This is a genomic window from Mesorhizobium sp. P3_A8 (genome assembly GCF_056402995.1).
Genome location: NZ_JBFUGI010000003.1, coordinates 581,556 through 595,000, shown reverse-complemented (window position 1 = coordinate 595,000; position 13,445 = coordinate 581,556). Strand labels below are relative to the sequence as shown.

Below are 13,445 nucleotides of genomic sequence, written 5' to 3'. Positions count from 1 at the left end.
ACCACGTTAATATTCGTGGGCTTGGAGGTAGTGACGGATCATTGAGGTAGTCCAATCTTATCGGATTGAACGGGCTGCTGCGTGGTTCCAGGAAATAGCTCCTCCTTATAAACCGTACCCGAAACCGACACTGGTGGTCTGGTAGAGTATACCAAGGCGCTTGAGAGAACTATGCTGAAGGAACTCGGCAAATTGCACGCGTAACTTCGGAAGAAGCGTGACCCTTTTCTACGCAAGTAGAGGAGGGTGGCACAGACCAGGGGGTAGCGACTGTTTATCAAAAACACAGGGCTCTGCGAAGTCGCAAGACGACGTATAGGGTCTGACGCCTGCCCGGTGCTGGAAGGTTAAGAGGAGGGGTGCAAGCTCTGAATCGAAGCCCCAGTAAACGGCGGCCGTAACTATAACGGTCCTAAGGTAGCGAAATTCCTTGTCGGGTAAGTTCCGACCTGCACGAATGGCGTAACGACTTCCCCGCTGTCTCCAGCATAGACTCAGTGAAATTGAATTCCCCGTGAAGATGCGGGGTTCCTGCGGTTAGACGGAAAGACCCCGTGCACCTTTACTATAGCTTTACATTGGCATTCGTAGTGGCATGTGTAGGATAGGTGGTAGGCTTTGAAACCTGGGCGCCAGCTCAGGTGGAGCCACCCTTGAAATACCACCCTTATTACTATGGATGTCTAACCGCGGCCCGTTATCCGGGTCCGGGACAATGTATGGTGGGTAGTTTGACTGGGGCGGTCGCCTCCTAAAGAGTAACGGAGGCGCGCGATGGTGGGCTCAGAACGGTCGGAAATCGTTCGCTGAGTGCAATGGCATAAGCCTGCCTGACTGCGAGACTGACAAGTCGAGCAGAGACGAAAGTCGGTCATAGTGATCCGGTGGTCCCGCGTGGAAGGGCCATCGCTCAACGGATAAAAGGTACGCCGGGGATAACAGGCTGATGACCCCCAAGAGTCCATATCGACGGGGTTGTTTGGCACCTCGATGTCGACTCATCGCATCCTGGGGCTGGAGCAGGTCCCAAGGGTATGGCTGTTCGCCATTTAAAGCGGTACGTGAGTTGGGTTCAGAACGTCGTGAGACAGTTCGGTCCCTATCTGCCGTGGGTGTAGGAATATTGAAAGGATCTGTCCCTAGTACGAGAGGACCGGGATGGACGGATCTCTGGTGGACCTGTTGTGGCGCCAGCCGCATAGCAGGGTAGCTATATCCGGACGGGATAACCGCTGAAGGCATCTAAGCGGGAAACCCACCTTAAAACGAGTATTCCCTGAGAACCGTGGAAGACGACCACGTTGATAGGCCGGGTGTGGAAGAGCGGCAACGCTTGAAGCTTACCGGTACTAATAGTTCGATCGGCTTGATCGTTCTCATTCCTTATGCCCATCTCGGCGCAATCCAGCGGATTGCGCTAGAAGTCAGATGGATGGCACAAAAAAGACCAGCGAACAGCCCGAGAGGCACCCGACAGCTCTGCTGGCGACGTCTCTTTGCGCTCCCTTCGCTCAAAAAGCTTCTCGAACAACGTGCGTTTTGCCGACCTGGTGGTTATGGCGGAGCGGCTGCACCCGATCCCATTCCGAACTCGGCCGTGAAACGCTCCAGCGCTGATGGTACTTCGTCTCAAGACGCGGGAGAGTAGGTCGCTGCCAGGTCTGCTAAATGCACGTTGAAATCTTCTCTTCACGACAAGGCCCGCCAAGGGACAACGGGCCGCGTAAGCGGCCCTTTCATTTGGTGAGCCACCTACCTATCTGTAGGCCAGCCTGCTTATCGGCTTGCGCTTACGTCCTAAGCAAGCAAATGCTTGCTTAGGTCAGCAAGCAAGCGCTTGCTTAGGGTTGACGCGGGGTGGAGCAGCCCGGTAGCTCGTCAGGCTCATAACCTGAAGGTCACAGGTTCAAATCCTGTCCCCGCAACCAAACAAAAAACGGCCCGCATTCATGCGGGCCTTTTTTGTATCTACAGGTCGTGGCCAGCAATTCTAACCCCGCAGCAGACCGCAGCGAAAACGAGCTCTCGAGTCTGGTTCCGAAGTAAAATCAATGCGTTGATCAGTCGGATCGGATCGGCCGCACCGTCAATGTAAGTCATCACTGACTGACGGGTTTAGGTGACGACCCCGGCCCTCGGAACGCTTTCGCGATGCAGCATGCCTATCTCACCGAATCAAGGCTGCGAGAAGAACGGCCGCAACACGTCGGCGACACGCTCCGGCTGACCGACATCGTCCGCCGCCAAATGGCCGAGACCGGACAATTCGAGACGCTTGGCACTGGGCAGAATACCGGCCAGCGCGTCCAGCGTCGGAGGCAGATAGGCAGCGCTTTGGTCGCCTCCGACCAGGAGGACTTCCGTGCGCGTGGCTTTGAAGTTCTCGATAGTGCCTGCCATCTCCGCTACCAGGCGAACATCGAAGTGAACGGCGCGGATAAGGACATCCAGCGGGACGTTCCCGCTTTTCTCGTCGCTCGCGCTGGCCCGGATGGCCAGCCGCATCAATGGGACCAGGATGAAGCGTGGCATCTTGATCGTCGAGATGTCGCCGGTCCCCCTCATGCAGGAAACCATGGCGGCCGCCAGATCGCCACGCGCCAGCTCGCTTTCATAGCGCGGCGCCCAGGCCAAGGGCGACGGTGCGCCGGCGATCGCTAATGGCGGTTCGTAAAGCGCGACCTTGCGCAGGGAAGGCAGGAAGAGCGTTGCCTGAAGGGCGATGAGGGCGCCTGAACTCAGGCCGAAGACGTCTTGTGCGCCGGTTCCCGCCACGAGGGCATGAAGATCCTGAAGCTCCTTCTCCATTCCATATTCGTCGCCGAACGGTCCGCTCAGTCCACGCCCGCGGCGATCAGGTATGCAGAGGGTGAAGGTATTTGAGAGCGCAGTGGCGAGCCTCATGAAGTTCTGTGCCGCCTGCATACCGCCATGCAGCAAGATCAGAACTGGGCCGTTGCCCATCTGCCGGTAGCCGATCGTGGTGCCGTCACGGGATGTGACGGCGCCGGTCGTATAGGGTCTCGCGCTTGTGGCTTTCATGCGAAATGCTCCGGTCCTGCGGACAATTGTTTGCCCAACACCGACCAAAGGAGTTGCTCGCTCCTTTAATTTGGATACGGTGTTCGCAGTATTGTCTGCATAGAATATGCGAACAGTGTTCGCAATAGGAAAGGCGTATGGCCATCAGCGACAAGGCGCCGTCAGTAATCTGGATGCGGCCGGCGCGTGGCGCACGCGGCCCCGAGCCATCGCATGACCGTGAGGCGATCGCCCGGACGGCAATCGAGATAGCGGATCACGAGGGGATCGACGCCGTTTCCATGCGCCGCATCGCCTCGGCGATCGGCAGCGGCACCAGTTCGCTCTATCGTTATTTCGCCCGCAAGGATGATCTGTTGAACCTGATGGTCGATGGTGCGCTGGCCACCGGAGCATTCAGTCCTTCCGGCGACTGGCGCGCCGACTTCAGCGCTATCGGCTGGGCCACGCGCCAAACCTTCCTGGCTCATCGCTGGATGGTGACGGCGTTGGCCGGCCGGCCAACGCTCGGTCCCAACCGGCTGAAGCGACTGGAGGCAACACTAGGCCTCCTGGAGGAGCATGGTCTGTCAGCGAGAGAGCGGCTCGTTCTCATCGATACGCTGATCTCCTATGTGCGCGGCTTCGTCGCGTCCGAGATCGCCGACGATATCGCTATCGGTATTTCAGGGCTGTCCGCCGAGCAGTGGCGGGCGGATCAGGCTGCCTATGTGGTCTCGATCACCAGCTCCGGGACCTATCCGCTGACCACCGCGCTGTTCGAGGAGAGCCGCGACTTCGACGGAAACGCGATCCAGGATCAAAGCTTTGCAGCGGGGCTCGAGCTGATCCTGGACGGCATTGCCGCCAAACTGGCTCGGCTGCAGCCAAGATGATTCCGCTGGAGTCTTGCTGAGAAGGATCCGCTTCACCCTTTGGTGACGCCGCGCGCCCGCTTTCTCTCGGCAGCCGCGAGCAATTCAACGAAGGCGCGCACCTTGGCGGGCCGGAAGCGGGCCGGCGGAAAGACGGCATGGATGCCCCCTGTGGGCAGGGTCCATTCGGCGAATATCCGCACAAGCCGGCCCCCGACGATATCCTCATCGACCGCATAGTCGGGAAATATGCCCAGACCGATGCCGGCGAGAACGCAAGCATAGGCCGCCGGGCTTTTGTCGCAGACGACGACGGGATTGAGTTCGGTCAGCACCGTCTCGCCGCCCTTGGAGAAGAGCCATTGGCCGACGCCGCGCAGTTGGGCATTGCCGACCCAGGCCAGCGATCGCGCCTGGTTCGGGTTGGCCTTCGCGGGCAGGCTTGCCGCGAAGGCCGGGCTGGCAACGACGACCTGCCGGATCGTGCCCAGGCGCCGCGCCTGGTTGGAAGAATCGGCGAGCCAGCCGACGCGGATGCCGAGATCGATCTGCTCGTCGACCAGATTGCTCACCGCGTCGTCGAAGATCGCTTCGACGCGCATCTGCGGATAGGTCTTCAGATATGCCGCCATGACAGGGGCCACCATCCTGGTGCCATAGTCGAGCGGCGCGGTCAGTCTCAGCGTTCCGCTCGGCTCGACAGCGCTGTGCGAGATCTCACCATAGGCCGACTCCGCTTCGCGCAGGATGATCACCGCCCTGTCATAGAAGAGCCGGCCCTCTTCCGTTGGCGTGACGCGCCGGGTCGTGCGCTGCAGCAGCGTCGCGCCCAGTTCCTCTTCGAGCCTGCCGATCTGATGGCTGACGACGGCCTTGGCGACGCCAAGCCGATCCGCAGCCGATGTAAACGAGCCAGTCTCCATCACCGTGGTGAAGTAGACGAGCCGGTTGAGGTTCAGAAGGTCAGCCAAGGTGATTGCTTTTGTCTGATTTGATCAGACAGTTTGTATTATTGGGTGCCATTTATCGCAAGGCCTCCCTCTGCCACATAAGGCCAAGACATTTGGCGGCCCGTCAGCCGACAGTCCGTACCAAGGATGGCAGCGATCGTGAGCAATTCAGACGTGACTTATCTCTTCGACCCGCTCTGCGGCTGGTGCTACGGCGCCACGCCGATGCTGGACAGGCTGTCGGCCAGCGGCTTGCGCCTCGAGCTGCTGCCGACTGGCCTGTTCTCCGGTGCCGGTGCTCGGCCAATGGATGAGGGTTTTGCCGCCCATGCCTGGGCGAACGACCAGCGTATCGAGCGTCTGACCGGACAGAAGTTCACACAGGCTTATCAGCACAATGTCCTCAATGTCAGAGGCACCTTGCTGGACTCGCATGCCGCGACCCTCGGCATTAGTGCCGCCGGCCTGAAAGACCCCAGCCGCCGGCTCGCGGCGCTTAAGGCGATCCAGCGTGCGCGCTATGTCGACGGCCGCGATATCGTGACTGTCGAAGGCGTGGCTGGCGTGCTCGCCGATGCCGGTATGGCGGATTTCGCGGCAACGCTGAAGAAGCCGACCGAAATCTTGCTGACGGCTCACAGCGAGCTGATCGGCCGTGGCCGCGCGCTGTTCCAGCGCCTGCATGCCAATGGCGTGCCTTCCCTTGCAGTTATCCGCAACGATGCGCCTCGGCTCATCGGCTCGAACGCGCTGTTCGGCAGCTTTGACAATCTCCTCGCCCATATCGCGGCGGCGTGATCCCCAACAGAACTCCAACAAGGACTGGAAAAAGACATGGCAAAAGTCGCTCTCATCGGCGCATCGGGCGCTGTCGGTTCGCGCCTGCTCAAGGAACTCTCCGACCGTGGACATACGGTCACCGGTATCGCCCGCAGCCCGGAAAAGATTGCCGCACTGCCCGGTGTGACGGCCAGGAAGGGCGATGTCTTCGACAGGCAAGGCCTCACCGACCTGATCCGCGGCCATGATGTGGTGATCAGCGCCGTGCACTTTCTGGATAGCGACCCCGAAACGCTGATCGCCGCCGTGCGTGCTTCCGGCGTGAAGCGCTATCTCATTGTCGGCGGCGCCGGCAGCCTTGAAGTCGCGCCCGGCAAAAGGCTGGTCGATACCCCTGAATTCCCTGATATCTACAAGGCCGAAGCACAGAAGGGCGCCGACTTCCTCGACACGTTGAAGACGGTGGGCGACCTCGATTGGACCTTCCTGTCGCCCTCCGCCATGTTCATTCCGGGCGAGCGCACCGGCAAGTTCCGCCTCGGCAAGGACACGCTTCTCGCCTCGGACAAGGGCAGCAGCATCTCCTTCGAGGACTATGCCATCGTCATGGTCGACGAGATCGAGAAGCCGGCCCACATCAGGCAGCGTTTTACCGTCGGCTATTGATCAAACGGCGGCGGCCGTGTCTCGATCGAGGCCGGCAGACGCCAACCGCATCAGCGCTTCGCGGACACTGATGCGCCGATAGGTTTCGGTGACGAGGCCGTCCTGTCTCAGATCCTGGCGGCGGCGTTCGACAAAGGCGCGTTCCTCGCTGGTCAAATCGTGCTCACGCTTGCGCAGCCAGTCCTGGTAGGACGAATCGAGTTCCTTGACCGGCTTGGCCGCGGTCGAAACCGAAGCCGGCCGGCTGTCGCTGTAGCGCGGCCGCAAGGCACTGTTGGGATTGTATTCAGTACGCCTGTCGTTGCCTGAAATGACGAGGTCGGGATCCGAAACCCGACCCGACGGGTCGTAGACGAAGGCCGATGCGATGCGGTCGAGCGCCGCATCGACTTCCTTCGGCCGATGCACGACCTTGCGTGGAGCGCGATCGGGAACGGCCAGCCTTGTGATGCCGCGATCATTGATGGCGTCGAGCACTTCTCGATGATCGAGCGAGGTGATGATCTCGCGCCGGGCCGGCCAGAAATCATAGGGCGCGTGCGCGCCATAACCCTTGCCGATGTGGAAGGCATAGATTTCGGGATAGACCTTCAGCTCCGTGCGACGGCTCGGCTTGATGTCGTAAAAGGAGGTGATGGCGATCTGCAGAAGATGGGTGGCGCCGATGCCGCCAAGCGCATCGTCGATCACCAGGCCGAAGCGGTCATGCGGGTTCCAGTCCGGCAAGGCCTGCGGGATCGAGGCGGGCTTGCCGTCGATCTCGACGTCGAACATATCAGCCTTCAACAATGTCACGACATGCATTGCGGTCTCCGTCGTCTTCCGCCGATTCGTCGGAACGTCATCAAATCAGCAGCGCTTGCGCTTGTCAGCCGGCATCCGGCTTGAACCGTTCGAATCGGGGCTGACCAGCTAGGCCTTTCGAGACTCCTTCCCCATCAGCGTCGGCATGGTTAATAGTGTCGACTTCGCGGAGAATCGATCATGGAGAAGAGCCGGCTATCGAAGAAGGAGCGGCATGCGCTCATCCTGACGGAAGTGCGCCGCTCGGCGTCGATCCGTATCTCCAGGCTCGCTTTGCGCCTGGGTGTCGCCGGCGAAACGATCCGCCGCGACCTGATCGAGCTTGGCGATGCAGGACTGCTCAACCGAACCTATGGCGGCGCGACGATCTCGCTGGTGACATCCGAACCGGTGATTGCCGAGCGCAGCCAGACCATGATCGAGGAGCGTGCCCGGATCGGGCGTGGTGCGGCCGGACTGGTCGAGAAAGGCCAGATCGTGATGATCGATGGCGGCTCGACCACCTACGAGGTGGCACGCAGTCTCTCGCAGCTCAAGCGCGAGCTGACCATCATCACCAATTCCATCGGCGTGGCCTCGGTGACCGGGGCCAATCCGACCTTCCGGGTTATCCTGTGCCCTGGAACCTATGACAGCCGCGAAGCCAGCGTGGTCGGTGAGGATACGGTGGAATTCGTCAGGCGCTACAATGCCGACATTGCCATCATCGGCGCCTCGAGCCTGTCGGTGGACGGGCCCAGCGACATGATCACGGGGGCGGCGGCGGTCAAGCGGGCGATGATTGCGCGCGCGCTGTCGACGGCGCTTGTGGTGACCAACGACAAGTTCGGCCGCAACAGCCTCGAACGCGTCTGCGGGCTCGGCGAGCTTTCCGACATCGTCACCGATCGTGAGCCGCAACCAGCGCTACGCGCTGTCATTGAAGCGGCTGGAACGGGACTCCACGTTTTCAGCGGCGGCTGAACGGAGTTGCCGAGGGCGGAATCGAACCCGGCAGGAAGAATGCCAGTCGTCAGGCCGGGAACAGGAATGCCGAAGCGGGATCGAAAAAGATGCGCTGACCTGATGTGGCGGCGCTATCCGCTTCCTCTGCATCCGAGGTTGGCCTGACATCGATTTCGTCGCCGCTGGCCGTACGCGCCACGACGCGCCGGCGATCGCCGAAGAAGGCGGTATCGACGATCTCGACGGCGAGTGCCGCGCTTGTTGGCCCGGGCGTGAGGCGGAAGGCTTCCGGGCGCACCATCAGCCGGACCTTCTGGCCTTGGCCGAAGGACGTTGTCGTCTTGACGCCGGTCACGATCGAGCCGTCGGCCAGGCGGATCGTTGACGCCCCGCCCGCGGTTTGCAAATGCTCGGCCGGCAGGAAATTCGAGTTGCCGATGAAGCCGGCAACGAACTCGCTCGCCGGCCGGAGGTAAAGATCCTCGCCGGTACCGATCTGTTCGATGCGGCCTTCCCTGAACAGGGCGATGCGATCCGAAAGATGCAGCGCCTCCTCCTGGTCGTGCGTGACATAGAGGATGGTGACGCCGGTCTCGCGGTGGATGCGGCGGATCTCAGCCTGGATCTCCTGGCGCAGCTTCTTGTCGAGCGCCGACAGGGGTTCGTCCATCAAGAGGATCGGCGGATCGTAGGCCAGCGCGCGGGCAAGCGCCACGCGCTGCTGCTGGCCGCCAGACAGCGCGCCCGGATGGCGGTCGGCGAAATTTTCGAGGCGCACCAGCGCCAGCATGTCGGCGACCTTGCGCTTGATCTCGCCATCCGGCCGGCGGCGAACGCGCAGCGGAAAGGCGACATTCTCGGCGACGCTCAGATGCGGAAACAGCGTGTAGCGCTGGAAGACCATGCCGATGTTGCGCTTGTGCGACGGCACCGAAAGCAGCGACCTGTCCTCCAGGAGCACATCGCCCGAGCTCGGATCCTGGAAACCGGCGATGGCGTAGAGGGTGGTCGACTTGCCGGAGCCCGACGGGCCGAGGAAGGTCAGGAACTCACCCTTGGGCACATCGATGGTGACGTCATGGACGGCGACGAAGGCGCCGAACGTCTTTCTCACTGCGCGTATGGACAGGAACGGTCGGGTCATCTGGACAATTTTCTGCGAAGGAGTGCGGTCACGATCATCAGGCACAAGGTCAGGCCGACAAGCAGGCTGGAGGCGGCGGCGACGACGGGGCTGAGGTCGGCGCGCAGGCTAGCCCAGATCTTGACCGGCAAGGTCTGCAAGGTCGGGCTTGCCATGAAGATCGCCACCACGACTTCGTCCCATGAGGCCAGGAAAGAGAAGATCGCCGCCGAGAAGATGCCGATCCTGATCGACGGCAAGGTGATCCTCAACCGTGCCTGAAACGGGCTGGCGCCGCAGACGATGGCCGCGTCCTCGATGGATTTGTCGAAACCCTCGAGCGCGGCGGTGATAGGGATGATGGCGAAAGGCAGCGCGAGGATGGTGTGGGCGATCACGAAGCCGACCGTGGTGCCGGCGAGGCCTATGCGCAGGAAGAAGGCGTAGATGGCGATGGCGAAGACCACGACCGGCAGCACCATCGGCGTCAACAGCAGCCCGCGCAGAACCTGGCGTCCGCGAAATTCGCCCCTGACCAGGCTGAAGGAGGCGAACAGGCCGATGATGACGGCAAGGATGGCAGCCATGGCGGCAATCCGGGCGCTGGTCAGCGCCGCATCGATCCAGCTCGGGTCGGCCAGCAATTGCTGGTACCATTTCAGCGTCCAGCCGGGTGGCGGGAAGGCCAGCCAGCGCGACGAGCCGAATGACAGGAGCACGATGAAGACCACCGGCAGCAACAGGAAAGCCGCGACGGCCGCCGTGAAGCCGACAAGCGCCACGCGCAGCCATCCGAGCCTGTCGTAGTCGAGCAGCATGCTCAGATCCCTCCGCCGGTGCGCCTGGCGCCGACCAGGCGAAGCTGGATCGCGTAGAGGGCCATGGTGACGACGAGCAGGACGAAGGCGGCCGCACTTCCGAGCCCCCAGTTGAGCAGCGACTGCACCGTCTGGGCAATCATCTCGGCCAGCATCATGTTCGATGTGCCGCCGAGCAGGGCAGGCGTCACGAAGTAGCCAAGTGACATGACGAAGACCATCAGGCCGCCGGCGGCGACGCCGGGAAGCGACAGTGGCAAGAGGATGCGGCGGAAGGCCTCGAACGGGCTTGCGCCGCAAAGGGCGGCGGCGCGCAGCGTCATCGGATCTATCGCCCTCAGCGTGCCGACCAACGGCAGGATCATGAAGGGCAGCATGATGTAGACCATGCCGATGGTGACGCCGGCCAGATTGTTGATGAGCGGCAGCGGCTCATGGATGATGCCCAGGCCCATCAGTGCCCTGTTGATGACGCCGGTGCGTTGCAGCAGCACCATCCACGCATAGGTGCGGGTGAGAAGGTTTGTCCACATCGACAGGATGATGATGCCGAAGACGATCGAGCCCAGGGCCGGCGGCATGATCGCCAGCATCCAGGCCACTGGGAAAGCCACCAGGATGGTGACGGCGGTGACGACCGATGCGACCAGGAAGGTGTTGAGGAACACCCGCACATAGGTGCCGCTGCCGAACAGCGCGGCGTAGTTCTGCAAGCCTGGCTCAGGATCGGTGACGCTGCGCAGCAGCAAAGCGACCACCGGCACGATGAAGAACAAGCCAACCAGGAGCAGGGCCGGCAAGGCGCTGCCGCTGCCGGCCGGCAGGCCGGCAACCGAGCCGCGTCTGAAAGAATTTCCCTGCATCGAGTGGTCCTGTCTCGAAACGGGGCGCGCAGGCCGCGCCACGTCGTTCTGCAACGGTGTTACTTGGTCTGCCAGGCATACCAGCGCGTGGCGATCTCGTCGCGATGCTCGGCCCAGTAGTTCATGTCGAGGTTGATCTGGCCCTCGACATGGGCATCGGGCAGCGCCTTGACGGCATCGGCCGGCATCTCCGCCTTGGCCTTGGTGTTGATGGGCGCATAGCCGCTTGCTTCGGCGAATTTCGCCTGGCCGGTCGGGCTGGTGGCGGCGGCGAGGAACTTCATCGCACTGCCCTTGTTCTTGGCGCCCTTCGGCACGACGAGCACGTCGGCGGCGGTGAGGTTCTGGTTCCAGGAGACGCCGACATCGGTGCCATCCTGCTGCAGGGCGAAGACGCGACCGTTCCACAGCTGGCCGAAGGCGGCCTCGCCGGAAGCAATCAGCTGCTGCGACTCGGCGCCGCCGCCCCACCAGACGATATCGGACTTGATGGTGTCGAGTTTCTTGAAGGCCCGGTCGAGGTCGAGCGGATAGAGCTTGTCCGCCGACACGCCGTCGGCCAGCAGCGCGATCTCGATGACGCCGGGGGCCGACCATTTGTAGAAGGTTCGCTTGCCGGGAAATTTCTTGGTGTCGAACATGTCGGCCCAACCGGTCGGTTCGCCCGAGACCGCGCCCTTGTTCCAGGCGAGCACGAAGGAATAGTAGAAGCTGCCGACGGAATGCTCATTGCTGAAACGCGGGTCGAGATCGGCCTTGGGCACGACCGCATAGTCGATCGGCTCGAGCAGACCATCCTTGGCGGCCTTGATGGCGAAATCCATTTCCACGTCGACGACATCCCAGGTGACGTTGCCGGCATCGACCATGGCCTTGAGCTTGCCGTAGTCGGTTGGACCATCCTGCAGCACCTTGATGCCGGAGCTGGCTTCGAAGGGGGCTGCCCAAGACTTGGTCTGCGCCTCCTGCGTGGTGCCACCCCAGCTGGTGAACGCCATTTCATCGGCCTTGGCGGCTGTCGCCGCGAGCAGTCCGGCCAGCAGGCCGGTCAAAATCAGTTTCATGTCATTCTCCTCTGTTGGTCTGTTCTTGTTTTTCTCAGTGCACCTGCGTCCCGCGGTTCTCAGCGCATGACGAAGGGATCGGGGATCGGCTCGTCCGAGGTGTTGATCCAGACGGATTTCGAGCGTGTGTAATCTCTGATGGCATCGAGCCCGCCTTCGCGGCCGAGGCCAGACAGGCCGTAGCCGCCGAAGGGAACGAGCGGCGATACGGCGCGATAGGTGTTGACCCAGACGACGCCGGCATGGATGTCGCGCGCCATGCGGTGCGCCTTGCCGAGATTGCTGGTGAACACGCCAGAAGCCAGGCCGAAGGGCGTGTCGTTGGCGAGTGCCAGCGCCTGCGCCTCGCTGTCGAAAGCAAGCACGCTGAGCACCGGCCCGAACAATTCCTCGCGCACGCAGGGCAGATCATTGCCGCCGGCATCGATGATGGTCGGTGCGTAGTAGAAGCCGCTGCCGGCTGGCCGCGTGCCGCCGGTGACCAGCGTGCCGCCCGCGGCAAGGCTCTCTGCGACCACCTTCTCGATCCAGTCGCGCTGACGCAGCGTGGCCAGTGGACCCATTTCGGTCACCGGATCCTGCGGATCACCGATGCGGATCGCTTCGGCCTTGCGCTTCAGCCGGGCGAGGAATTCATCCTTCACCGAACGCTCGACCAGCAGCCGCGAGCCGGCGACGCAGCTCTGGCCGGTCGCGGCGAAAATGCCGGCGACCACCGCGTTGGCGGCGCTGTCGAGGTCGGCGTCGGCGAAGACGACGACCGGGCTTTTGCCGCCGAGTTCCAGAGTGGTGTAGGCAAGGTTCTCCGCCGTGTTCCTGACGATGGCGCGCGCCGTCGACGGACCGCCGGTGAAGGCGACGCGCGAAACCAGCGGATGGCTGGTCAGGCGCCGGCCGCACTCCCGGCCGAAGCCCGTGAGGATGTTGACGACCCCTGGGGGGAAGCCGGCCTCCTGGACGAGTTCGGCAAAGGCGAGCAGCGGCGCCGGGCCGTCCTCGGAGGCCTTGAGCACGATGGTGCAGCCGGCGGCGAGCGCTGGGCCGAGCTTGACGGCTGAGAGGAAGAGCTGCGAGTTCCACGGCACCACCGCGGCAACGACGCCGATCGGCTCGCGGCGGATGGTGACGTCGAGATCCGGCTTGTCAACAGGCACATGCGTGCCTTCATGCTTGTCGGCGAGCCCGCCATAGTAGCGATAGTAGTCGCCGACATAGGCGATCTGGGCGCGGGTCTCGCGGATGATCTTGCCGGTGTCGCGTGTCTCGAGCTCGGCAAGTCGCCCGGCATTGGCGGCGACAAGGTCGCCCAACTTGACCAGCAGCTTGCCGCGCGCCGTTGCTGTCATCCTTCGCCATGGGTCTGAGCGCAGTGCGCGGTGAGCCGCCTCGACGGCACGGTCGACATCGGCTTCGCTCGCCGCCGGCATCCTGGCCCAGGCCGCGCCGGTCGACGGGTCGACGCTGTCGAACGTGGCGGACGGCTCGTCGAAGCGGCCGTCGATGAAATTCCTGAAGAGGGCGTCGGTCATGGGCTCG

Annotated in this window: 12 protein-coding genes, 1 tRNA gene and 2 rRNA genes (1 of these 15 only partly in view); 7 read left to right on the top strand and 8 right to left on the bottom strand. The window is 62.5% G+C overall.

Features of this window, described 5'->3' with window-relative positions:
- The 3 genes from AC1DX4_RS10690 to AC1DX4_RS10680 all read left to right on the top strand — a co-directional run.
- Window positions 1-1,374: ribosomal RNA gene (locus AC1DX4_RS10690) — 23S ribosomal RNA — on the top strand; it begins 1,436 nt to the left of the window's first position.
- 172 nt (window positions 1,375-1,546) lie between these two features.
- A 5S ribosomal RNA gene (gene rrf / locus AC1DX4_RS10685) occupies window positions 1,547-1,661 on the top strand.
- A 190-nt stretch (window positions 1,662-1,851) separates the two neighbouring features.
- A tRNA-Met gene (locus AC1DX4_RS10680) sits at window positions 1,852-1,928 on the top strand.
- 247 nt (window positions 1,929-2,175) lie between these two features.
- On the opposite strand, the gene AC1DX4_RS10675 is transcribed toward AC1DX4_RS10680, so the two are convergent.
- Complete coding sequence (locus AC1DX4_RS10675; RefSeq protein WP_477220279.1) at window positions 2,176-2,964, bottom strand: alpha/beta fold hydrolase; 789 nt, start codon at window positions 2,962-2,964, stop codon at window positions 2,176-2,178.
- A gap of 215 nt (window positions 2,965-3,179) precedes the next feature.
- Here AC1DX4_RS10675 and AC1DX4_RS10670 point away from each other — a divergent pair, with 215 nt between their 5' ends.
- On the top strand, window positions 3,180-3,917 hold the full coding sequence (locus tag AC1DX4_RS10670; RefSeq protein WP_477220278.1) for a TetR/AcrR family transcriptional regulator: 738 nt from the start codon (window positions 3,180-3,182) through the stop codon (window positions 3,915-3,917).
- Between the two features lie 32 nt (window positions 3,918-3,949).
- Here the strand turns inward: AC1DX4_RS10670 and AC1DX4_RS10665 are convergent, their stop codons facing one another.
- The gene (locus AC1DX4_RS10665) at window positions 3,950-4,867 is read right to left on the bottom strand and encodes a LysR family transcriptional regulator (protein WP_477220277.1); all 918 of its coding nucleotides are present in this window, start codon (window positions 4,865-4,867) and stop codon (window positions 3,950-3,952) included.
- A gap of 138 nt (window positions 4,868-5,005) precedes the next feature.
- Between AC1DX4_RS10665 and AC1DX4_RS10660 the strand changes: the two genes are divergently transcribed.
- The gene (locus tag AC1DX4_RS10660) at window positions 5,006-5,644 is read left to right on the top strand and encodes a DsbA family protein (protein ID WP_477220276.1); all 639 of its coding nucleotides are present in this window, start codon (window positions 5,006-5,008) and stop codon (window positions 5,642-5,644) included.
- 36 nt (window positions 5,645-5,680) lie between these two features.
- Window positions 5,681-6,292 (top strand): NAD(P)-dependent oxidoreductase, encoded by a 612-nt coding sequence (locus tag AC1DX4_RS10655; protein WP_477220275.1) that lies wholly within the window; start codon window positions 5,681-5,683, stop codon window positions 6,290-6,292.
- Here the strand turns inward: AC1DX4_RS10655 and AC1DX4_RS10650 are convergent, their stop codons facing one another.
- Complete coding sequence (locus AC1DX4_RS10650) at window positions 6,293-7,096, bottom strand: hypothetical protein (protein WP_477220274.1); 804 nt, start codon at window positions 7,094-7,096, stop codon at window positions 6,293-6,295.
- A 180-nt stretch (window positions 7,097-7,276) separates the two neighbouring features.
- Here AC1DX4_RS10650 and AC1DX4_RS10645 point away from each other — a divergent pair, with 180 nt between their 5' ends.
- Window positions 7,277-8,059: a DeoR/GlpR family DNA-binding transcription regulator gene (locus tag AC1DX4_RS10645; protein WP_477220273.1), complete on the top strand. Its 783-nt coding sequence runs from the start codon at window positions 7,277-7,279 to the stop codon at window positions 8,057-8,059.
- Between the two features lie 49 nt (window positions 8,060-8,108).
- On the opposite strand, the gene AC1DX4_RS10640 is transcribed toward AC1DX4_RS10645, so the two are convergent.
- Genes AC1DX4_RS10640 through AC1DX4_RS10620 form a run of 5 tightly spaced genes read right to left on the bottom strand, consistent with a single transcriptional unit; the run spans window position 8,109 to window position 13,438 of the window.
- Window positions 8,109-9,185: an ABC transporter ATP-binding protein gene (locus tag AC1DX4_RS10640; RefSeq protein ID WP_477220272.1), complete on the bottom strand. Its 1,077-nt coding sequence runs from the start codon at window positions 9,183-9,185 to the stop codon at window positions 8,109-8,111.
- Window positions 9,182-9,982, bottom strand: a complete 801-nt coding sequence (locus tag AC1DX4_RS10635) for an ABC transporter permease (protein WP_477220271.1) — start codon at window positions 9,980-9,982, stop codon at window positions 9,182-9,184. Before AC1DX4_RS10635 ends, AC1DX4_RS10640 begins: the two co-directional genes overlap by 4 nt.
- A 2-nt stretch (window positions 9,983-9,984) precedes the next feature.
- Window positions 9,985-10,845 carry an ABC transporter permease gene (locus AC1DX4_RS10630; protein ID WP_477220270.1) on the bottom strand — a complete coding sequence of 287 codons (861 nt, stop codon included), beginning with the start codon at window positions 10,843-10,845 and terminating at the stop codon, window positions 9,985-9,987.
- Between the two features lie 59 nt (window positions 10,846-10,904).
- Window positions 10,905-11,909 (bottom strand): ABC transporter substrate-binding protein, encoded by a 1,005-nt coding sequence (locus AC1DX4_RS10625; protein WP_477220269.1) that lies wholly within the window; start codon window positions 11,907-11,909, stop codon window positions 10,905-10,907.
- A gap of 59 nt (window positions 11,910-11,968) precedes the next feature.
- Window positions 11,969-13,438, bottom strand: coding sequence for an aldehyde dehydrogenase (locus tag AC1DX4_RS10620; protein WP_477220268.1), 1,470 nt, complete (start codon window positions 13,436-13,438; stop codon window positions 11,969-11,971).
- Window positions 13,439-13,445: the final 7 nt, after the last annotated feature.